This window comes from Promicromonospora sp. NPDC052451 (assembly GCF_044547525.1).
Lineage (GTDB): Bacteria > Actinomycetota > Actinomycetes > Actinomycetales > Cellulomonadaceae > Promicromonospora.
On sequence record NZ_JBIUAP010000014.1, the window covers coordinates 81,876 to 103,064 of the forward strand.

Consider the following 21,189-nt stretch of genomic DNA (forward strand, 5'->3'; position numbering starts at 1 on the left):
TTGCCTCGGCTGCCCGAGCAGATGTCCGACGCCGTGTCCCGGTTCGCCAGCTATCTCGACGCGCAGCGCGGGCACTCCGCCCACACGCGGCGCGCCTACGTGGCGGACGTGACCGACCTCCTGCGCTACGCGATGCGCCACGGCACCACGCGCCTCGACGCGATCGATCTCACCCTGCTGCGCGGCTGGCTGGCCTCCCAGTCAGACCGTGGGCTCGCCCGCTCGACGCTCGCGCGCCGGGGGGCCTCCGCACGTGCGTTCCTGCGCTGGGCGCACCGCGCCGGGCTCGTGCCCGTGGACCCGTCGTCGCGCCTGGCCAGTCCCAAGGTCCCGCGCACGCTGCCGACCGTGCTGGACGTGGACGCCGCCGGCCGCCTGCTCGACGGCGCCCGGGCGGTCGCCGACGAGGCCGACGAGGCGACACGTCCTGCTGCACTGCGGTCGTGGGTCGCCGCCGAGCTGCTGTACGGCGCGGGGATCCGGGTGGGCGAGCTGGTGTCCGTCGACGTCGGGCACGTCGATGCCCGGGACCGCCTCGTGCGGGTGCTCGGCAAGGGCGGCAAGGAACGCGTGGTGCCGTTCGGCATCCCGGCGGCGCGCGCGGTCGAGGCCTGGCTGTCCGACGGGCGACCCGCGCTCGTGACCGCCACGACGGGCGACGCGCTGCTCGTGGGGGAGCGCGGCGGACGCTGGGGGCAGCGGCAGGTGCGTGAGGCGATCCACCGCCTCGCGGCCCAGGCCGGGGTCGACGACGTGGCACCCCACGCGCTGCGGCACTCGGCGGCGACGCACCTGCTGCAGGGCGGCTCGGACCTGCGCGCCGTGCAGGAGGTGCTGGGGCACGCCAACCTCGCGACGACCCAGCGCTACACCCACGTCGACGCCGAGCGCCTGCGCAGCGTCTACGCCCAGGCCTTCCCACGCGCCTGACCGGGTCGCCGATCACCTCGACGTCCACCCCGGCCGCACGAAGCCGGCCGCACGAAGCCGGCCGCACGAAGCCGGCCGCACGAAGCCGGCCGCACGAAGCCGGCCGCACGAAGCCGGCCGCACGAAGCCGGCCGCTCAAGGCCGGCCACACGGAGATGGCCGGGTCCCCACTGCTCACCGTCACCGGTCCGGGAGGAGCACGATGGGCGGACGGTCCAGGAGCGTGAGCGGATCGATGTACCGCTCGCCGCGCCGGACGCCCCAGTGCACGCACGACCGCGGCGCACAGTGGTTCGCCGACACGTTGTCGCCCGCGCCGTCGCCCTCCACCGTGCCGATGACGGTCCCCGCCGCCACGGCGGTCCCGACCGCTACCGACGCCGTGACCGGTTCCAGGCTGCTGCGCAGGCCGTCGGGGTGCGTGACCACGACGACGCCGCGGCGCGCCACCGGCCCCGCGAACGTGACGACGCCCGGGCCAGGGGACACCACGTCGGCGCTGACCGCCGCCGTGAGATCCACGCCCCGGTGGCCGGGACCCCACTCGTGCTCGGGCGGGTCGAACGACCGCTCCACGCCGGACGGTGGATCGACACCGGAAACGGGTGCCACGTACCCGGTCGGAGAGCTGCCGGGTACCGAGCGCACCGTCATGTCGGGCCCCGCGCGCAGCGCCGCGGCGGGCGCGCCCGCCGTCGACCCGACGAGCAGGACGGCGATCAGGACGGTCCGCGCGAGGGCGGCGAAGCCTGACCGCACTCCGATCGCCCTCTCGGCTCGGGCAGGCGTGCCGCGGCCGAGCACGGCCGAGCCGACAGGACGAGGTGCACGGGACGGGGCACCGGGGCCAGGGGAGAATGTCGTCATGCGGTGAGCATCGCCCGCCGTCGGCCACCGTGCGCAGCCCTCTCCCCGCGCCTGTGCACAGTGCGGCTCGAACCGCTCCTGTGGTCACGCTCGGTGCCCGTCGGCGCCACCACCGGTGCCTGTGCGCGCCGGCGGGCGATGTCACAGTCGCGACCCGTCCGCCGGGTCCTCGTCGCAAGGGCTGGTCGGGTAGACTTCCTCCCGCGACCGGCATGAACTTCCGTCCGGTGGACCCACGGCCTTCGGCCGGCGGCCCACCTGGGCGAGGGGCACCCGGTCGACACCGCGCGTCACATCGAGTCGCGTCCGGCAGCGGTCCGGCCCAGAGGGTCGGCGTCGGGCACGTCGTGACGCCAGGGGCACCGGAGCAGCAGTGGTGCCGATTCAACCCGACCGCGGCCTGGGGCATCGCCCCGCGCCGCCTGAAATGCGTGCGGAATCACCGGGGCGATCCCGGCCGCACCGAAAGGACGTGTCATGGCCGTCGTGTCCATGCGCCAGCTCCTCGAGAGCGGTGTCCACTTCGGACACCAGACCCGCCGTTGGAACCCGAAGATGAAGCGCTTCATCTTCACGGAGCGCAACGGCATCTACATCGTCGACCTGCAGCAGTCGCTGCACTTCATCGACAGCGCCTACGACTTCGTCAAGGAGACGGTCGCCCACGGCGGCTCGATCCTGTTCGTCGGCACCAAGAAGCAGGCCCAGGAGCCGGTGGCCGAGCAGGCCGCCCGCGTCGGGATGCCCTACGTGAACCACCGCTGGCTCGGCGGCATGCTCACGAACTTCACCACCGTGCACAAGCGTCTCCAGCGCCTCAAGGAGCTCGAGGAGATCGACTTCGACGACGTGGCCGCCTCGGGCCTCACGAAGAAGGAGCTCCTGGTCCTGCGTCGCGAGAAGGACAAGCTCTCGCGCACGCTGGGCGGCATCCGTGACATGGCCAAGGTCCCCTCGGCCGTGTGGATCGTCGACACCAACAAGGAGCACCTCGCGGTGGACGAGGCCCGCAAGCTGGGCATCCCCGTCGTGGCGATCCTCGACACCAACTGCGACCCCGACATGGTCGACTACGCGATCCCGGGCAACGACGACGCGATCCGCTCCGTCACGCTGCTCACCCGCGTGATCGCGGACGCCGCCGCCGAGGGCCTCATGCAGCGCCACTCGGGCGGTGCCAAGACCGGTGCCGAGGCCGAGGCCGCCGCCGAGCCGCTGGCCGAGTGGGAGCGCGAGCTCCTGGCCGGCTCCGAGGCTCCGGCCGAGGCTGCCGCCCCGGCTGAGGCCGCGCCCGCCGAGGCCGCCGCCCCCGAGGCCGAGGCCGCCCCCGCCGCCGAGGCGACCGAGGCCGCCCCGGCTGCCGAGGCTGCTCCGGCCGAGGCTGAGGCCGAGACCGAGAAGTGACCTGTCGCGTCGCCCGGGCCCCCGCGGGGGCCCGGGCGACGCACCGGCCCTCAGGTCGCACGACCTCCCACGAACAACACGACTGCACGGAGGACCAGAACAATGGCGAACTACACCGCCGCTGACATCAAGGCGCTGCGCGAGCGCACCGGCGCCGGCATGCTCGACGTCAAGAAGGCCCTGGACGCTGCCGACGGCGACGCCGACAAGGCCATCGAGATCATCCGCACCAAGGGCCTGGCGCGCGCCGCCAAGCGTGAGGGCAACGCCACGTCCGAGGGCCTCGTGGCCGTCAAGGTCGAGGACACCGCCGCCGGCCAGGTCGCCACCATGATCGAGCTGAACGCCGAGACGGACTTCGTCGTCAAGAACGAGAAGTTCATCGCGCTGGCCGACGCCGTCCTGGAGGCCGCTGCCGCCGCCGGTGCCGCGGACGAGGTCGCGGCCGCCGCCGCGCCCGCCCCCGAGGGCACCGTCGCGGAGTTCATCGCCGCGCAGGGCGCCACGCTGGGCGAGAAGCTCGCCCTGCGCCGCGTCGCGCGCGTCGAGGGCCCGAAGGTCACGACGTACCTGCACCGCACGGCCAAGGACCTGCCGCCGTCGATCGGCGTGCTCGTCGTCACCGACGAGGCCGGTGCGGCCGTGGCCAAGGACGTCGCGCAGCACATCGCGGCGATGGCCCCGAAGTACCTCACGCGCGAGGACGTCCCGGCGGACGTCGTCGAGAAGGAGCGCGAGATCGCTCTGGAGACCTCGAAGAACGAGGGCAAGCCGGAGGCGGCGCTGCCCAAGATCGTCGAGGGTCGCCTGAACGGCTTCTTCAAGGAGGTCGTGCTCGTGGACCAGCCGCTGGCCAAGGACCCCAAGGTCACGGTGGGCAAGCACGTCGCCTCCGTGAACGGCTCGCTGAACTCGTTCGTGCGTTTCCGCGTCGGTTCCTGACGCATCCCGGTCGGCCCGGTCCGCGCTTCGGCGCGGGCCGGGCCGACCTGTACGCGGGCCGGTCGTGACCGGCCCGGACGCCTGTGCCCCTGCGCAGAGGTGGGTTGCCCGTCAGTCGGGCAGTATTCCGGGAGGGGCAGCGTCCCGGCAGTGTCGAACGAAGGGTGACGGACCAGTGAGTGACGAGGCGACCCAGGGCGTGGCGGTGGACGCGGCAGGCAACCCTGCCCGGCGTGTGCTGCTGAAGCTGTCGGGCGAGGCGTTCGGCGGGGGCAGCGTGGGGCTGGACGCCGACGTCGTCCGCCGCATCGCGAAGGAGATCGGCGTGGCAGTGCGCGACGGCGTGCAGGTCGCGATCGTCGTCGGCGGCGGGAACTTCTTCCGTGGCGCCGAGCTGAGCGTGGCCGGCATGGATCGCGCCCGCGCGGACTACATGGGCATGCTCGGCACGGTCATGAACTGCCTCGCGCTGCAGGACTTCCTGGAGCAGGCCGGCGTCAAGACGCGCGTGCAGACCGCCATCACGATGGGCCAGGTCGCCGAGCCGTACATCCCGCTGCGCGCGATCCGGCACCTGGAGAAGGGCCGCGTCGTCATCTTCGGTGCGGGTGCCGGCATGCCGTACTTCTCGACCGACACCGTGGCGGTGCAGCGCGCCCTGGAGACGGGCTGCGAGCAGGTGGTCATGGGCAAGAACGGGGTCGACGGCGTCTACGACTCCGACCCGCGCCGCAACCCGGACGCGAAGAAGCTCGACCACCTGACCTACACGGACGCCCTGGTGAACCGGCTCGGCGTCATGGACGACACGGCGCTGGCGATGTGCCGCGACAACGACGTCCAGATGCGGGTCTTCGGCATGGAGGGCGAGGGGAACGTCACCCGTGCGCTCGCCGGCGAGCCGATCGGCACGCTGATCACCGCGCGCTGACCCGCGCGGCACCGCGCGCCCCGGCCGGGCCGGACGCGCGAAGCTTTCGGTAGCCGGGCAAAGTGTCCGTAGAGTGGCCCAGGCACCACCCGTAGACGAATGAAGGAGCAGTGGTGATCGACGAGACCCTCCTCGAGGCCGAGGAAAAGATGGAGAAGGCGATCGAGGTCGCCAAGGAGGACTTCGCGGGTATCCGCACCGGTCGTGCCAACGCTGGGATGTTCAGCAAGATCACCGTCGACTACTACGGTGCCCCGACGCCGCTGCAGCAGCTCGCGTCGTTCAACATCCCGGACGCCCGCACGGTGATGGTCGCCCCGTTCGACAAGGGTTCGCTGCCCGCCGTCGAGAAGGCGCTGCGCGACTCCGACCTGGGCGTCAACCCGGCGACCGACGGCAACGTCGTGCGCATCGTGCTGCCCTCGCTCACGGAGGAGCGGCGGCGCGACTACGTCAAGCTCGCCAAGGCCAAGGCGGAGGAGTCGCGCGTCTCGGTGCGCAACATCCGCCGCAAGGCCAAGGAGGAGCTGGACCGCATCGTCAAGGACGGCGAGGCCGGCGAGGACGAGGTCACGCGCGCCGAGAAGGAGCTGGACAAGCTCACCAAGAGCCACGTCGAGCAGATCGACCAGCTGCTCGCCAGCAAGGAGAGCGAGCTGCTCGAGGTCTGATGTCCGCACCGCCCCGAGAGAGAACCGAGCGAGACGACGCGCACCCCCACGTGACCTCAGATCCCGAGCCCGCACCGGCCCCCAAGCAGTCGCGGGCGGGCCGTAACCTGCCCGCCGCGATCCTCGTCGGCGTGGGCCTGCTCGGCGGCGTCGGCGCGTCGCTGTACTGGCGGCCCGAGCCGTTCGTCCTCCTCGTGATCGTCCTGCTCTGCGCGGGGCTCTGGGAGCTGCGGCAGGCCTTCGCGCGCCGTGCGCTGCGGCTGCCCATGGTGCCCCTGTTCGTGGGCGCCGCGGGCATGATCGTGTCCGCCTACCGCGGCGGCGCGGAGGCGCTGTTCGTCGCCTTCGTGCTGACGGTCGCGGCGACGGTGGTGTGGCGTGCGCTGGACGGCTCCGGACTGGCCGCGGTCCGCGACTCGGCGGCGGCGATCTTCGCGGCGGCCTACCTTCCGTTCCTCGCGGGCTTCGTGGTGCTCATGCTCGCGCAGCCGGACGGCGAGATCCGCGTGGCGCTGTTCATCCTCCTGGCGGTCGCCAACGACACCGGCGGGTACGTCGCGGGCGTCCTGCTCGGCCGGCACCCGCTGGCCCCGACCGTCAGCCCCAAGAAGTCCTGGGAGGGCCTGGCCGGCTCGATCGTGCTGGCCACGGCGGTGGGGGTGATCGGCGCGGTGTACGGGCTGGGCCAGAGCCCGGTGCTCGGCGTCGCGCTCGGCGTGATGACCGCGATCACAGCGACGGTGGGCGATCTCGCCGAGTCGCTCCTCAAGCGTGACCTAGAATTGAAGGACATGGGCTCATTGCTCCCGGGGCACGGGGGCGTGCTGGACCGCCTCGACTCGCTGGTCATCACAGCGCCCTTCGTCTACCTCGTGCTCTCGGTGGTTGCCTGATGAAAACTCCCCTTGCCCAGCCGACCGTCCGCCCCTCGGACGAGACCCCGGCGATCCCCCTGCAGATGGCCCCGCGCCGTCGCGGCAAGCCGCCGCGGCACTTCGCCGACCTCACGCCCGAGGAGCGTGTCGCCTCCGTGGTCGAGGCGGGTGAGCCGGCATTCCGCGCCAAGCAGCTCATGACGCACTACTTCACGCACTACACGAGCGACGCGGCGAAGATGACGGACCTCCCGGCGCGGACCCGGGAGGACCTGGCGACGACGATGTTCCCGCCCCTGATCCGTCCCACGCGCACGCTCGAGGCCGACGGCGGCACCACGGTCAAGACCCTCTGGCACCTGTTCGACGACGCCAAGGTCGAGTCGGTGCTCATGCGCTACCCGCAGCGCACCACGCTGTGCGTGTCCAGCCAGGCCGGCTGCGGCATGGCCTGCCCGTTCTGCGCCACCGGGCAGCTCGGCCTCACGCGCAACCTGTCCACCGCAGAGATCCTGGAGCAGGTCCGCGCGGCCTTCCGCACCCTGGCCGACGGCGAGATCCCCGGCGGCGCGACCCGTCTGAACAACCTGGTGTTCATGGGGATGGGCGAGCCCCTGGCGAACTACAAGGCCGTGATCGAGACGGTGCGCGCGCTGGTCGCGCCGCAGCCGGAGGGCTTCGGCATGTCGGCCCGCAACATCACGGTCTCGACCGTGGGCCTGGTCCCGGCGATGCAGAAGCTGACCAAGGAGGGCATCCCCGTGACGCTCGCCCTGTCGCTGCACGCGCCGGACGACGACCTCCGCTCCGAGCTGGTCCCCATCAACACGCGCTGGAGCGTCGACGAGGCCCTGGACGCCGCGCGGAACTACTTCGAGGTCACCGGGCGCCGCGTCTCGATCGAGTACGCGCTGATCAAGGACATGAACGACCACGGCTGGCGCGCCGACCTGCTGGGCGAGAAGCTCAACGCCCGCGGCCGCGGCTGGGTGCACGTGAACCCGATCCCGCTCAACCCGACGCCCGGCTCGATCTGGACCGCGAGCGACCGTGAGGTCGAGGACGAGTTTGTGGCACGATTGCGCGGTCACGGCATTCCGACCACGATCCGTGATACCCGCGGGAGCGATATCGACGGCGCCTGCGGGCAGCTTGCGGCGGAGGAGGACGACGAGTGAGTGGGATGTTCAACACCGTTCCCCGGATGCGCACGGGGTACGACAAGGACGAGGTCGACGAGTTCTTCGAGCACGCCCGGCAGGCCTACGAGGGGCGCACCGCGGACAGGCTGACGAGCGCGGACATCCAGGCGTCCACGTTCGACCTGACCCGGGGCGGCTACAACACGCACGAGGTCGACGCGGCGCTCGACCGGCTCGAGGCGGCGTTCATCGCCCGGCAGCGTGCCGAGTACGCGGCGGCGCACGGCCAGCAGGCGTGGATGAACGCCCTCGCGGAGCGGGCACGTTCGCTCTACGGGCGGCTGGGCCGGCCCGACGGCGAGAAGTTCGCGCCCGCCGACCGCGGTTCGCAGGGGTACGACAAGGACGACGTCGACGACATGTGCGACCGTCTCATCGGCTACTTCGACCGTCAGGAGCCGCTGACGGCCGGTGACATCCGGTCGGCCACGTTCGGCCGCGCCCGGGGTGCGGACGCCTACGACGAGGCCTCGGTGGACGCGTTCCTGAGCCGCGCGGTGGAGGTCCTGCTCGGCGTCGAGTAGGCCGCGCCGGGAAGACAGGGGCCGGAGCGCTGATCAGCGCTCCGGCCCTTCTCTGTCTCGGCCCCAGGTCTTGGCCCCAGGTCTGCTGCGGCACCGGTGGGTCAGGCCGGTACCGCCGCCTCCTGCGCCTCGCGCAGCAGCACCTCGTGCCGGGTGGCCGTCAGGAATCCGCGGATCGCGTCCCGGCTCCTGGTCAGGCAGTCGATGCGCGCCTCGACCCCCACCAGCTCCGTCGCGAGCTGCTCGGCGACCTCGCGCGGGCAGGTCGGGTCCTGGCGGTCGGCGGCGGCCTCGGCGTCGAGCAGCACCTTGACGAGCCGGGTCGGGATGCCGGCCTGGACGAGCCCGGCCACCCGTGACACCCGCTCCACGTGGGCCTCCGTGTAGGTGCGGTAACCGTTGGGCGCACGGTCGGCCGCCAGGAGGTCCTGCTGCTCGTAGTACCTGATGAGACGGGTCGTGACGCCCGTCCGCGCAGCGAGCTCACCGATCTTCATGGCCTGCCTCCGCACTGGATCGACACCGGGGTTGACATTGACACCAGTGTCAAACTCTAGCGTGGCGGGCATGGACACGACAGGCCATACTGCAGCCACCCCCACCAGCATCGACACCCTTCCGGCGGACCCCGCACCGGCCGCCGCCGGTCTGCCCTGGCCCTCGCTCCTCGTGCTCGGCACGGGGACGCTCCTCATGGTCACCGCGGAGATGCTGCCCACGGCAGTGCTCGCGCAGATGAGCGCGGGACTGGGCGTCGCGGAGTCGAGCACCGGCCTGCTCGTCTCGATGTGGGCGGCCGTCGTCGTGGTGCTGAGCTTTCCGCTGGTGCGGCTCACGCGCGGGTGGGACCGGCGCACCGTGATCGCCGGGGGCCTGGCCGTCCTCGCGGCGTCGTCCGTGCTCACGGCGCTCGCGCCGACCTATCCGGTCGCGGTGGGCGCCCGGGTCGTGGGGGCGGCCGCCGTCGGGCTGCTGTGGGCGACCACCAACGCCCACGTGGCCGACCTGGTCCCGGACCGCCTGCTCGGGCGCGCGATCGCGGTGGTGCTCGGCGGAGCGACCCTGGGCATGGTGGTGGGCACGCCGCTGGCGCGGCTCGTGGCCGACGCCGCGGGGTGGCGTGCCGCCTTCTGGGCCCTGGCCGTCCTGAGCCTGGTGGCCGCGGTGGCGGTGCGGCTCGCGGTCGCGGGGACGCCCGACCGGGTCGCGGGGACTCCCGACCAGGCCGCGGAGCCTGCCGCGCACGGTGCAGGGACGCCCGGACGCGGCCCCGCGACGGCGGGGCACGGGACCACGAGCGACGGGACGACGCCCGGCCGCGGCGCCGGGGACGACGGCGTCGGGGACATCGGCGCCGCCGGCCGCGCCGTCGGCGGCACGCGGAGCGGGTCCGGGCCCCTGCTGGCGGTGACCGCGCTCGTGGCGGTGGTGCTGGTGGGTCACTACGGCGCGTACACCTACGTCACCCGGTTGACGGAGGGGCCGGCCCAGGCGCTGCCGGGCGGGATGAGCACCCTCCTGCTGGTCTTCGGGATCGCGTCGGCGGTCGGTGTCGCCCTGGCAGGCCGGCTCGGCGACCGCAGCGGGCCCGCCCTCGTGGTGAGCGTGGGGGCCACGGCACTGACCCTGCTGGGCCTGGGGGCCGTGGACGTGCACCCCGCGGTCGGCGTCGCGGTGGTCGTGGCGTGGGGTGTGGCGTCGGGCGGGATGCCGCCGTTCGCGCAGACTCTGATCCTGCGGCTGGCCGGACCGGAGCGTCGCTCGTTCGCCGGGGCACTGATCCCGGTGCTGTTCAACGGCGGGATCGCCGTCGGCGCCGCGCTGGCCTCCGCCGTCGTCGCCGCGAGCGGTGTGGCGGCGCTCCCGCCGCTCGCCGCGGCGGTGGTCGCGGTGGCGACCCTCGCCCTCACCCTCCCGCCCGCGGCCCTGCTCCGGCGTGCCTCGCGCTGAGGCGCCGGCGGAACGAGGTCGTACCCCGGCGGGTACGACCTCGTTCCCCGCGTCAGCAGCTCGGGGCGACCGGGGCCGACGAGCCGGTGTTGACGTAGGCGTCCGAGACCCAGTTGCCCGGGCCGATGCGGTTCCACACGTTGGTGGTGCCGTAGGTGCCGGTCACGGTGGTGCCCGTCGCAGTGCACTCGATCACCACGTTCGCGTGGTTGCCCGCCAGCCCCACCGCGGAGGTCCCGGTGCCGGGACCGGAGCGGACGGTGAGGGGGCCGCCGCTGGTGCGGACGATCCCGCGCGGGCCGCTGCCCGTCCAGAGATAGGTCACGGTGGTCCACGCGTTGTCGGTCAGGCCGAGGCCGTCCCAGAAGGTGCCGTCGCCCAGGTCGATGCCGGCCGGGTTGGCGACCCGGCGGCCGAACCCGTCGAGACCGCCGTTGTAACCGTCCTCGTACGCTGCCTGCGACTGAGGGCGGCCCTGCGGCAGATCCGTCCAGGACTGGCGGGTGCTCGCCGGGTTCCAGTAGTCGTCGGTGGTGTTCCACGGGCCGACGTCCCACACGGGGGCGTACGCGCACCGGCCGGTGCTGGCCGCGCACACCCGCACCGAGTAGCTGCCCGAGCTGTTCGCCGACAGCCCGCGCCGCGACGGCAGTGCCACGAAGTGGTCGCGCTGGGTGATGACGTGCCCGTTCGCCGTGGTCCCGCCCACCAGGCCCTCGCGGGTGGCGAAGACGCGGTACACGTCGGCGGCGGACGTCGTCGCGGACTCCGCCTCGACGTCCTGGAGGGACCGCGACCGGGGCGCCGCGGGCGTGAGCGTCACCTCGCGGACCGTCGGCCCCACGGCCTGCGCGCCGACGAGCGTGACCCGTGCCTGCACCGTGCCGGACGCCGCGGGCAGCGTCGAGCCCGCCGGGACCCACTCGGTCCAGGCGTCGGGGCCCTGCTCGGTGAGGCGGGCGCGCACGTCGACCAGGACCGACGTGCCGTGCGGGGTCGTGGCGTCGACCTCGGCCGTGACGCTCCCGGCGGGCTCGTCGAGGGTCACCGGCGGGGCGACGAGCTGTCCGGAGCGCTCCTGGTCCGCCGTGGCGGACGGTGCGGCGGCGGGCTCGGTGGGCTCGGTGGGCCCGGTGGCCTGTGTGCCGGCGTCCGGCGTCGTGGCTTGCGCGCCGGCGTCCGGCACCGGGGCGGGGGCCTCGGCGGCGGGCGTGGCGGCGCCGTCCTCGGCAGGGGCAGCGGCGCCGTCGTCCGCGGGGGAGGAGAGGCGGAGGGCACCGTCGGAGTGGCGCACCCCGGTGTCGTCGGCGGTGAGGGTGGCGAGGTCGACGGACCAGGCCTGCGCGGCCGGGTCGGAACCGGTGCCCGGGGTGACGGCCGCGACGGCGCTGCCCGAGGCCACCAGGAGCGCGCAGGTGGTGGCGGCCAGGAGGGCGCCACGGCGACGGGTCTTGCGTACCTGGATCAGCATGGGGTGAATCTATGCGTCCTGGTATTTCACCCGCGAGGGGAAGAGGGTGAAATTCTCGATACGTCTGCCGGTCGCCCGGCCCGGGCCGCGCGTGGTGCATGATCGGGGGAGCGGCCACGACCACGTGGACGGCACGACGAGCAAGCACAGCGCAAGGAGAAGCACGTGTCCGAGTTCCTGGCCGACAAGCCCGGCAAGTTCGACCTCGACGGGGACGGCGTGACCGACGTCGAGGTCGCCGACACCGACGGCGATGGCGTGGTGGACGCCCAGTTCGAGGACTACGACGGCGACGGCGTGCCCGACGTCGAGCTGTACGACACCGACGGCGACGGGCGCCCCGACGTCGTCATGGAGACCGCCGGTGGCACGCGCACCATCTCGGTGGACACGGACGGCGACGGCGAGGACGAGCCGGTCGACTCGTTCCCGGTCTGACCTGATCCGGGGGGTTCCACCCTGCCCGATCCGGCTTGACGCCGTCCGGCTCGTCGCCCCCCGGCCCGTCGCCGTCCGGCCCGGCTCCGCCCGGCCCGGCTCCGCCGTCGGCGTCTCGCCCCGAAGTGCGCTTCTACCCAGTCATTGCGCCCATGCCAGGCGTGGTTTCCGGGCGCAATGACTGGGTAGAAGCGCACCTCACGTGGTCGCGGCCCTCACGTCGCCGTGCACCTCACGTCGGCGCGGCCCTCACGTCGTCGGGACACCCGGGCGGCCGTACAGCAGGCGGCGGAGGGCCACCTCGGCCGGGCCGCGCCGGCCGGTGCGTTCCTGCCAGACGGCGAAGAGCACGGTCAGCCCCCACACGAGCACGGCGTAGACCAGCATGGTCCACGACGTGAGGTGCTGGCCCAGCCCGAGCCCCCACGCGGCGAGCACCGGGGCGCACAGCACGGACTGGAGCAGGTAGGAGGTCAGTGATCTCTTGCCGACCGCCTGGACGGCGCCCGCGAACGGCCCGTCGGTGAGGAACAGGTTGCCGGACGGCGTGGCGGTTCGCCGCTGGGCCACGCGGTGGCCGATCAGGCCGAACAGTGCGACGTAGCCCAGCCCGCCGAAGAAGCCCGTGAGGATCTGCACGGGCATGAAGACCCAGGCCGCGTGGTCCGGGACGCCGATGGCACCGATGTGGTCGAGGGCTGCGGGCAGCGGCCCGAGCCAGCCGATGGTGAGGCCTACGACGGCCACGCGGCGCAGCAGCGGCAGGTGCTCGCCGGGGTTCTCCAGGATGCGGCGGCGGCCGGCCCAGAAGGCGAGCAGCAGCATCACCGGGACCACGAGCGTGAGCACGCCCTGCCCGACCGTGCCGAAGGTCCAGTACGCCAGCCGCCAGCCGATCGAGGCGAGGTACGACGTGGTGGACACCGACTCGCTGTCGGAGGGCAGGAAGTCGGCCGCCATCTGTCGTGCCGTGGGGTCGTCGGCCGGGAGCTGTGCGATGAACCCCGCGGCGACGGCTGAGAGCACCACGAGCAGCGCCGCCGGTGCGCCGAGCACCCACGTCCACACGATCAGCGTGCGGTCTCTCACCCGGAAGAAGAACGCCACCATCAGCAGGCCCGCGAGGCCGTAGGCGCCCAGCACGTCACCCATCCAGAGCAGTGCGGCGTGCACGAACCCGAAGGCGAGGAGCAGCCCGTTGCGCTTCTGCAGGAGGCCGCGGGCGGTGGCGTCCGGGGTCCCTGAGGCGACCTGGCGGTGATACAGCTGCATCATGCCGTAGCCGAACAGGAACGCGAACATGGGGTAGGTCCGCATGTCGACGAGCGTGATGGTCAGGAAGTCGGCCACCTTGTCGACCGACGAGCCGTCCCGGGGGTGTGACGTCCCGGGATTCATCTCCGAGCCCCACAGGTAGTACGTCGTGTTGGCGATCGCGATCAGCAGCAGCATGAAGCCGCGGGCCAGGTCCGGCGCGGGCGATCGTTCGGCGGCCTGGACGGGTCCCCTGATCAGGACGGTTGTTGACATGGGGACATCACACCAGGTCAGCGCGGGGGTCGCGACGAAAAAGGGTGAAAATCTCAGGCGGCAGGCTCGTCCAGCCGGGTGCGTGTCACGCCGCGGGTGCCTGCCCGGGCCTGCCGTACACCAGCCGGCGCAGCGCCACCTCGGCCGGGCCGCGCCGGCCGGTGCGTTCCTGCCAGACGGCGAACGCCACGGTCAGGGTCCACACGAGGACGGCATACAGCAGCATGCTCGCCGAGCCGAGGTGCTGGCCCAGCCCGAGCCCCCACGCGGCGAGCACCGGGGCGCACAGCACCGACTGAAGCAGGTAGGAGGTCAGCGACCGCTTGCCGACCGCCTGGACGGCGCCCGCGAACGGCCCGTCGGTGAGGAACAGGTTGCCGGACGGCGTGCCGGTACGCCGCTGCGCCACGCGGTGGCCGATCAGGCCGAACAGCGCCACGTAGCCCAGCCCGCCGAAGAAGCCCGTCAGCACCTGGACGGGGAGGAACACCCAGGCCGCGTGGTCCGGCACGCCGAAGGCGCCGATGTGGTCGAGCGCAGACGGCAGCGGCCCGAGCCAGCCGATGGTGAGGCCCACCACGGCCACGCGGCGCAGCAGCGGCAGGTGGTCACCGGGGTTCTCCAGGATGCGGCGGCGGCCGGCCCAGAAGGCGAGAAGCAGCATCATCGGGACCACGAGCATGAGCACGCCCTGGCCCACCGTCCCGAGGACCCAGAACGCCAGGCGTTCGCTGATGGAGGCGAGGTACGACGTGGTGGTCATCGACTCGCCCGTGGAGGTCGCGAAACCTGCCGCCAGCTCGCGCGCGACCGGGTCGTCCGCGGGGAGCTGCGCCGTGAACCAGGCCCCGACCACCGCGAACGCCGTGCCGATCGTCAGCAGCCCGCCGAGCACCCACGTCCACACGAGCAGGGTGCGGTCCTTGACCTGGAAGAAGAGCCACACCATGAGCAGCCCGGCCAGGCCGTAGGCGCCGAGCACGTCGCCCATCCACAGGAGGGCCGCGTGCACGAACCCGAACGCGAGCAGCAGCCAGTTGCGCTTCTGCAGGAGCCGCCGCGCCGTGTCCGGCGAGGTGCCGGAGGCCGTCTGGCGGTTGTAGAGCTGCATCATGCCGTAGCCGAACAGGAACGCGAACATGGGGTAGGTCCGCAGGTCCACGAGCACGATGATGAGGAAGTCGGCCACCTTGTCGATCGCCGAGCCGTCGCTGGGGTGGGACGCGCCGGCGCTCATCTCGCTGGCCCACAGGTAGTAGGGCGTGTTGGCGATCGCGATGAGCAGCAGCATGAAGCCGCGCGCCAGGTCGGGTGCGGGCGAGCGCTCGGCGGCGCGGACGGGACCCCGGGTGAAAGTGGTGGCCGGCATGCCCCTATCTCAGCAGGTGGCGAGCCGGTCCGCGAGGAAAGAGCGGTCGGTCAGGCCGCCGGTTCCTCGCCCAGCCGTGCCCGCTCCTGCTCGACGATCCGCCGGGCGATCTCGGTGTCGGCGACGTCGGTGGCGCCCGGGGCCACCGCCACCGTCGACCGCCCCGCGTACTCGGCGAACAGCTCGGCCTTGGTGCCCAGGATCTCCAGGAGCCGTTCGTCCACGCTCTTCTCGACCAGCAGCCGGTGCACCTGCACCGTGCGGACCTGACCCATCCGGTGCGCCCGGGCGATCGCCTGTGCCTCGACGGTCGGCTTGACCTGGGGCTCGCACAGGATCACCACGGACGCGGCCTGGATGTTGAGGCCCACGCCGCCCGCCTCGATCTGGCTCACCAGCACCTTGGGCTCGGGCGAGCGCGTGAACTCGTCCACCAGCTCCTGCCGCCGCCGCGCGGGCACGGAGCCCGTGATGGGGCCGACGGCGAGCGGGCCGAGCTCGGCCAGCACCCGCTCGATGACGTCCCGGAAGAACGAGAAGACGACGACCTTGCGGTTGTTGTCCATCGCCTCGGCGACGATCTCGCGCAGGCGCACCAGCTTCGCCGTCGGCTCGGGGGCCTCGACGAACGCCGCCCGGCGCATGTCCGCGAACGAGCGCTTCAGGACCGCCCGCCGGTAGGCGGCGCCGTCGTGCCTGCCGAACCGTTCCCACTCGTCCACCTGCACCAGCTCGGGCAGCTCCGTGAGCACGTCCTCCTGGTTGCGCCGCAGGTACACGGTGGCGACCGACCGCCGGAACGCCGCGGCGCCCGCCAGGCCGGCCGCCGGGTCGATCGACTCCGCGACCTCGGGCTTGAGGTATCGCACGAGGCTGCGGAACTCGTCCACCGTGTTCTCCATGGGCGTGCCCGTCATGAACAGCACCCGCTCGGCGGTCCGGCACCAGGCCGCGACCCGTTCCGAGCGCTGGGCCCGCGGGTTCTTGACGTAGTGCGCCTCGTCCACGACGAGCAGCGCCGGCCGGGGCATCCCGTCGGCGCGCAGGTGCCCGAGCTGGGGAAAGGTCACGATGCCGACGCCGCCGTCGGCCACCCACGCGCGGATGCCGTCGTCCCGGTCCTCGCCGTGCAGCACGCGCACGGGCAGGCGGGAGTGCGCCGCGACCTCACGGCCCCAGCTCGACGCGACGCTCGCGGGGCAGACGACGAGGAAGTGCCGGCGGCGGTGGGCGGCGAGGTGCGCCATCGTCGCGATGGCCTGGACGGTCTTGCCGAGCCCCATCTCGTCGCCGAGGATCGTGCGGCGCTGCACCAGCGCGTAGCGGGCGCCGAACGCCTGGTACCCGCGCAGCGAGACGGTCAGCAGGGACGTGTCCAGATCCTGGTTCGTGACCTGGTGGACGACCTCCTCGGGCAGGTAGCCCTCCGCGGCCTCGACGTCGACGCCGAGGTCGACCAGGTCGCCGAGCGCCGTGTAGTAGGCGGCGGCGCGGAGCTCGTAGTCGCGCCACGCCTCCTCGTCCGGCGTCCCGGTCAGCGCCTGGTCCAGGCGGCGCAGGGCGTCGGTGACACCGGAGCGGTCGAGGCCCTCGACGGTCCGGTCCAGGTCGGTCAGGGCGGCGTCGGCCGTCGCGGTGCGGTCGCGGCCGGCGAACAGACGCCGGACCAGGGTGCCGCGCACGGCTCCGGCCTGCTCGAGGTCGGCCAGCCGGGGCACGTCGACGTCGAGCCGTTCGCCCCAGGCGTCGAAGAACCGGGCGACCTGCTCGTGGGCGTGCAGGGCGCGCACCAGGCCGGTGGCGAGCGGGTCGGCGGGGGCGTGGGCGATGCGGAACGTGAGCGCGGCGTCGACGGCGTCGAAGATCTGCCGCGCGGCGTCCTGGAGCAGCCGGGCGGTGCGCGGGCCGACGCCGGCCACGGCCTCCAGCTCCGGCGCGGTCGCCTCCAGCACCTGGGCGACGGTGCGGAACCCGGCGGCCTCCACGGGTCCGACCCGCAGGCGCCCGGTGCTGACCTCACGGATCCGGTCGGTGGGTACCTCGGCGAGCTCCGCGAGCACCGTGGCGTCACGGGCGGCGCGGTAGGCGGCTCGTACCCGTTCGGGTGCCGCGGCGCGTTCCGTCAGTGCGTCCGAGCCCAGGGCGTGCCGGGCGCGGGCGCGCCCGAGGAGGTCGCGGGCCGCGCTGCGGGACCAGGTCCGGATGGTGGTCTCCATGGCCGCCGACGGTACCGGGTGGACGCCGTGGCGGGCGTGCGCGCGCGCCGTCTGCGGGCGCCGCGCGGTGCATACCGGACTGAACGCCCGTTCTGGTAGTTTCGTCGCACCGTGGACAGGAGGAACGAGTGAGCACGGACGCACTGCCTCAGGAGGCACAGGCGGCGCAGGTCACCGCAGCAGGGGAGACGACGCCCGAGGTGGCGCCGCAGCCGGCACCGGCCGTCGAGACGGCGGCACCGGTCGCCGAGCAGGAGGCCGGCACGACGCCGGCCGCGAGCCCGGCCCCGGCGGAGGGCCAGGCCCCGGAGCGTGAGGACAACCTCGAGACGCGCACCGCCGCCCGGCTGCACCAGCTGGTGGCCTCGGGCGCGGAGAAGCTGCCCGGCGAGACCGGCAGCACGGTGTCACGTCTGGCCGTGGCGCTGCTGTCGTTCGGCAGCCAGGCCGCTGCGAAGGACCAGGACAAGCCGACCACCAAGCTGATGGGCGAGGCCGTCCAGCTCTACAAGAGCCTGGACGACGACGACCCGAACAAGCAGCGTGAGGTGCTCGAGCACGCGCTGGAGACGTTCACGACGTCGACGCTCGGCGGCAAGGAGAGGTCGCAGGTGCTGGAGGTCGCCGAGGAGGCGATGAGCCTGTGGGGCAAGCTGCGCGGCACCACGTCGGACCTCGTCAAGAGCGACGCGGTGACCTCGATGCGCTCGCTGTCCGGCGTCCTGCGCAAGGAGGGCCGTGACGACGAGGCGGACGAGACGGACAAGGAAGCCACCCGCCTGGAGTCCTGACCCGCCCCACCGCTGAGTGCTGGGAATTCGCCCTTTCAAGTGGGCCAGGAGGGCGAATACCCAGCACTCAGCGGGCTGCGGGGCAGGTGGGGGTGCTCGACAGGGGCACGCCGTCCGGCATGTCCGCCGCCGTGGGTTCACGGCCCGCCATGGCGCACGCGCGGGCCATCATCTGGTCGTCCGAGAACGTCCAGCCGGTCGTGACCCCGTGGTCCTGGACCACCAGGAGCTGGCCGTCGGCGGCGTGCACGTCGTTCGCCGCCACGGCGCCGCCGGGGGAGTAGAGCCGGGTCGCGAGCTCCCCGACCTTCTGCCCGGTCTCGATGTCGAAGAACGCGAGCGCCGGGCCCTGGTTCCGCGCCACGAGGTTCGGTCCCGGCAGCACCGCCAGGACGTCGCCGGAGGTGCCGGCGAGGTCCAGGCTCCGCGGGTCGGAGCCGTCGTCGACGCCGCGCAGCCGCACCGCCGAGTCCAGGCCCAGGGTGACGAGCTGGTCCGGCAGCGTGCCGGAGCCGTCGCGCCTGCCGATCAGGCGTACCTGCGCCACGCTGCTGCCGCGCACCGTCCAGACGTCGCGCTCGCCGCGGGCGACCGCTTCCAGGTCGGCGACCCGCAGGGAGAAGTCGCGGGGGGCGACGGCGACCCGCAGGCCGTCGTCGGTGACGGCGACGCGGCCGGGCTGTGCCCACTCGGTCTCCAGCCGCGGCGTGCTGCCCAGCGGCCCCGGGACGTGCACCGCTCGTTCCTCCAGGTCCGCGTCGAGCAGGTGCAGCCCGGAGCAGGCGTCGACCAGCAGCACGTCGTCGCGCGTGCGCTGGGCGCTGACGACGGTCGCGCAGGCGGGGTCGCCGCCGTCGAGGCCCGGCGCGACGAGGTCGCGGAACCCGGCCTCGTACCCGGCGACGGTCCCGCCCTGGGTCCGGTAGGCGGTGCCGTCGGGCGCGATCAGCAGGAGCCGGTCGCCGTCGAGCCAGACCGGCAGCAGCGGGCTGCCGGTGTCGGGGCTGCCGGCGGGGAGGGTCACCGTGCCGAGGCCGTGGATGGTGACGGTGCCGTCGGACCAGGCGGCGGCGGTGCTCACCTGCCGGGTCTCCGGGTCGCGGTAGGTCGCCAGCACCGCCGTGGGCCCGTCGGCGGCCTGGTCCGGCGTCGACGTCGCGACCTTTCCGGCCGCGGGCGGCAGCGGCAGGTCCCCGTCGGTGCCGGCGGTGGTCCACAGCGCGATCCGTCCGTCCGTCGCCACGGCCACGCGGTCGGTCCCCACGAGGACGGGCGGCCCGGTCCGCCGGACGCCGGACAGGTGCCAGGTGCGGTGCACGCCGGTGCCGGCGGAGATCTCGCAGACGACGAGCCCGTCGTCGGTGGCGACCAGGGCGCGGGTGGCGCCGTCGTCGATCGCGACCATCTGCGGGTGCCGCCAGGCGCGCGGGACCGGGCAGTCGGCCGTCCGCACCGTGCCGTCCGCCCAGTGGTGCACGGTGACGCCGGAGCCGTCGGGCGTCAGCGCCGCCCAGTCGCGCAGCGAGGGCGAGGGGACGGCGTCCGCGGGCAGGTCGACGGGTGCGTCCGCGGCCGGTTCCAGGGTGTCGAGGCCGCGGACCTCGAGCGTGCCCGCGGCGGCGTCCGCCACGGCCACGGTGCGGCTGGAGCCGACCGCCAGCGACGTGACCGACAGGTTCGTGCCGACCTTGCTGCGGAACGCGAGGTGCTGCTCGTGGGGGCGCAGCGAGCCGTCGTCCGACTCCAGGACCGCCAGGTCCCGGCCGGTGAGGTTGATGCTGCCGATCCGGTCCCGGTCGGTGGCGGCGTCGTGCCACGCGATGAGCAGGGTGTCGCCGGCGGGGGTCACGGCGACCGCCGTCGCGCCGGGCAGGTCGAGGTGGGTCTGGCGGCTGGTGCTGCCCTCGGGCAGCGGGCCGAACCGGCCCACCGTCACGCCGAGGTCGTCGACGGCCGCGACCACCGTCCCGTCCGCGCTGCCCGCCACGGCGGGCCCCGTGCGCCCGGGGCCGGTGACGGTGCCGAACGGGGTGCGGTCGCCGCGCAGCACCTCGGGGGCGCCGTCGTCGGGGTTCCAGCGCACGAGGTCGCCCGTGCCGGTGCGGCCGACCACGCCGGTGCTCGTCGGCGCGACGTCGGCCAGCTCGGTCTCCTCGGGTACGTCGACGGTGCGCAGCAGGTAGGGGTCGGCCGGCTCGTTCGCCGTGACCGCGTTGAACAGCGCGGTGCGGGTCTGCCCGTCGCGCAGGCGCCGTACCGCCTCGACGGCCAGGAGCTGTGCGGTGGCCGGGTCGTCCTGGTGCACCACGTGCGACGTCGCCCCGAGCAGGTGGGCCGCGTTGGCGTTGACGGCCTCGTTCGCCCGGGTCGCCTCCCGGACCGCCACGCCGGTCGCGCCGACGGCCAGCACCAGGGCGGCCCCGAGGGCAGTGCTCACCAGGCGGTTGCGCAGCCCGACGGAGCTCTGCCGGGCGATGTGGGCGCTGAGGATCTCCTCGGTGCTGACGTCGGGGCCGCGCAGCGGGGCCACCAGCTCGGCCAGCGCCGTGGCGCGGTCCGGGTGGTGCCGCCAGAACCGGCGCTGGCGCAGCCGCGTCAGGTCGGTCCACTTGGGCTCGTGGTCGATCCGGTGCGCCAGCGGTGCGGGCAGCGCGGTGGTGCTGATCGTGTCGATCTCGCCGCTGGTCTGGTCCCAGACGATCTTGCCGCTGGTCAGCGCCACCAGCAGGGTCTCGGGCTCGCGGTGGTCGAGCCACCAGGCGACCTCCTTGGCCACGTAGTGCGAGCTCGCGGCGCCCTCGGACGCGAACAGGATGAGGTAGTCCGAGCGCTCCAGCTTGCGCTGGATGGAGTCCCAGAGGCTCGGGTTGTTGGCCAGCCCGGTCCGGTCCAGGAACACGTTCAGGTCCGGCACGCCCTCGCGGCGGTCGAAGTCGAGGAGCTGTGCGTGGAACGCGGGCGCGAACTCGCCGTCGGAGTCACGGCTGTAGGAGAGAAAGGCGTCGTACCGGTCGGTGCGCGGTGCCGCGTGCGCCCGGTGGGCGGGAAACAGGGAGCGAGCTCGCCGTTCGGACATCC

18 protein-coding genes are annotated in these 21,189 nt (G+C 73.4%); 11 read left to right on the forward strand and 7 right to left on the reverse strand.

Features of this window, described 5'->3' with window-relative positions:
- Nucleotides 1-21: 21 nt before the first annotated feature.
- Nucleotides 22-930 carry a tyrosine recombinase XerC gene (locus tag ACIG47_RS21720; protein WP_397433185.1) on the forward strand — a complete coding sequence of 303 codons (909 nt, stop codon included), beginning with the start codon at nucleotides 22-24 and terminating at the stop codon, nucleotides 928-930.
- A gap of 180 nt (nucleotides 931-1,110) precedes the next feature.
- On the opposite strand, the gene ACIG47_RS21725 is transcribed toward ACIG47_RS21720, so the two are convergent.
- Nucleotides 1,111-1,797, reverse strand: coding sequence for a murein hydrolase activator EnvC family protein (locus ACIG47_RS21725; RefSeq protein WP_397433126.1), 687 nt, complete (start codon nucleotides 1,795-1,797; stop codon nucleotides 1,111-1,113).
- Between the two features lie 477 nt (nucleotides 1,798-2,274).
- Between ACIG47_RS21725 and rpsB the strand changes: the two genes are divergently transcribed.
- The 7 genes from rpsB to ACIG47_RS21760 all read left to right on the forward strand — a co-directional run bounded on the left by rpsB (nucleotide 2,275) and on the right by ACIG47_RS21760 (nucleotide 8,346).
- Nucleotides 2,275-3,201, forward strand: coding sequence for a 30S ribosomal protein S2 (rpsB, locus tag ACIG47_RS21730; RefSeq protein WP_397416078.1), 927 nt, complete (start codon nucleotides 2,275-2,277; stop codon nucleotides 3,199-3,201).
- A 102-nt stretch (nucleotides 3,202-3,303) separates the two neighbouring features.
- Nucleotides 3,304-4,143, forward strand: coding sequence for a translation elongation factor Ts (tsf, locus tag ACIG47_RS21735; protein WP_397416076.1), 840 nt, complete (start codon nucleotides 3,304-3,306; stop codon nucleotides 4,141-4,143).
- A 175-nt stretch (nucleotides 4,144-4,318) separates the two neighbouring features.
- The gene (pyrH, locus tag ACIG47_RS21740) at nucleotides 4,319-5,074 is read left to right on the forward strand and encodes a UMP kinase (protein ID WP_397416074.1); all 756 of its coding nucleotides are present in this window, start codon (nucleotides 4,319-4,321) and stop codon (nucleotides 5,072-5,074) included.
- Between the two features lie 113 nt (nucleotides 5,075-5,187).
- On the forward strand, nucleotides 5,188-5,745 hold the full coding sequence (gene frr / locus ACIG47_RS21745; protein ID WP_397416072.1) for a ribosome recycling factor: 558 nt from the start codon (nucleotides 5,188-5,190) through the stop codon (nucleotides 5,743-5,745).
- Nucleotides 5,746-5,795: 50 nt separating this feature from the next.
- Nucleotides 5,796-6,638 (forward strand): phosphatidate cytidylyltransferase, encoded by an 843-nt coding sequence (locus ACIG47_RS21750; protein WP_397433127.1) that lies wholly within the window; start codon nucleotides 5,796-5,798, stop codon nucleotides 6,636-6,638.
- Nucleotides 6,639-6,703: 65 nt separating this feature from the next.
- Nucleotides 6,704-7,798, forward strand: a complete 1,095-nt coding sequence (gene rlmN / locus ACIG47_RS21755; RefSeq protein WP_397433186.1) for a 23S rRNA (adenine(2503)-C(2))-methyltransferase RlmN — start codon at nucleotides 6,704-6,706, stop codon at nucleotides 7,796-7,798.
- A 5-nt stretch (nucleotides 7,799-7,803) separates the two neighbouring features.
- The gene (locus ACIG47_RS21760; protein ID WP_397416309.1) at nucleotides 7,804-8,346 is read left to right on the forward strand and encodes a DivIVA domain-containing protein; all 543 of its coding nucleotides are present in this window, start codon (nucleotides 7,804-7,806) and stop codon (nucleotides 8,344-8,346) included.
- A gap of 101 nt (nucleotides 8,347-8,447) precedes the next feature.
- On the opposite strand, the gene ACIG47_RS21765 is transcribed toward ACIG47_RS21760, so the two are convergent.
- Nucleotides 8,448-8,843, reverse strand: a complete 396-nt coding sequence (locus ACIG47_RS21765) for a MerR family transcriptional regulator (RefSeq protein ID WP_397416068.1) — start codon at nucleotides 8,841-8,843, stop codon at nucleotides 8,448-8,450.
- Between the two features lie 70 nt (nucleotides 8,844-8,913).
- On the opposite strand from ACIG47_RS21765, the gene ACIG47_RS21770 reads away from it, so the two are divergent.
- A complete protein-coding gene (locus tag ACIG47_RS21770; RefSeq protein WP_397433128.1) occupies nucleotides 8,914-10,296 on the forward strand; it encodes an MFS transporter in 1,383 nt (460 codons plus the stop codon).
- 52 nt (nucleotides 10,297-10,348) lie between these two features.
- Here the strand turns inward: ACIG47_RS21770 and ACIG47_RS21775 are convergent, their stop codons facing one another.
- A complete protein-coding gene (locus ACIG47_RS21775) occupies nucleotides 10,349-11,767 on the reverse strand; it encodes a hypothetical protein (RefSeq protein ID WP_397433129.1) in 1,419 nt (472 codons plus the stop codon).
- 165 nt (nucleotides 11,768-11,932) lie between these two features.
- On the opposite strand from ACIG47_RS21775, the gene ACIG47_RS21780 reads away from it, so the two are divergent.
- Complete coding sequence (locus tag ACIG47_RS21780; protein WP_397416061.1) at nucleotides 11,933-12,205, forward strand: hypothetical protein; 273 nt, start codon at nucleotides 11,933-11,935, stop codon at nucleotides 12,203-12,205.
- A 249-nt stretch (nucleotides 12,206-12,454) separates the two neighbouring features.
- Here ACIG47_RS21780 and ACIG47_RS21785 read toward each other — a convergent pair whose 3' ends face one another.
- The 3 genes from ACIG47_RS21785 to ACIG47_RS21795 all read right to left on the reverse strand — a co-directional run bounded on the left by ACIG47_RS21785 (nucleotide 12,455) and on the right by ACIG47_RS21795 (nucleotide 17,320).
- Nucleotides 12,455-13,735 (reverse strand): DUF418 domain-containing protein, encoded by a 1,281-nt coding sequence (locus ACIG47_RS21785; protein ID WP_397433130.1) that lies wholly within the window; start codon nucleotides 13,733-13,735, stop codon nucleotides 12,455-12,457.
- 85 nt (nucleotides 13,736-13,820) lie between these two features.
- A complete protein-coding gene (locus ACIG47_RS21790) occupies nucleotides 13,821-15,104 on the reverse strand; it encodes a DUF418 domain-containing protein (protein ID WP_397433131.1) in 1,284 nt (427 codons plus the stop codon).
- Nucleotides 15,105-15,154: 50 nt separating this feature from the next.
- Nucleotides 15,155-17,320, reverse strand: a complete 2,166-nt coding sequence (locus tag ACIG47_RS21795) for a DEAD/DEAH box helicase (protein WP_397433132.1) — start codon at nucleotides 17,318-17,320, stop codon at nucleotides 15,155-15,157.
- Between the two features lie 128 nt (nucleotides 17,321-17,448).
- On the opposite strand from ACIG47_RS21795, the gene ACIG47_RS21800 reads away from it, so the two are divergent.
- Complete coding sequence (locus ACIG47_RS21800; protein WP_397433133.1) at nucleotides 17,449-18,111, forward strand: hypothetical protein; 663 nt, start codon at nucleotides 17,449-17,451, stop codon at nucleotides 18,109-18,111.
- 67 nt (nucleotides 18,112-18,178) lie between these two features.
- Here the strand turns inward: ACIG47_RS21800 and ACIG47_RS21805 are convergent, their stop codons facing one another.
- Nucleotides 18,179-21,187 carry a hypothetical protein gene (locus tag ACIG47_RS21805; RefSeq protein ID WP_397433135.1) on the reverse strand — a complete coding sequence of 1,003 codons (3,009 nt, stop codon included), beginning with the start codon at nucleotides 21,185-21,187 and terminating at the stop codon, nucleotides 18,179-18,181.
- Between the last annotated feature and the right edge of the window lie 2 nt (nucleotides 21,188-21,189).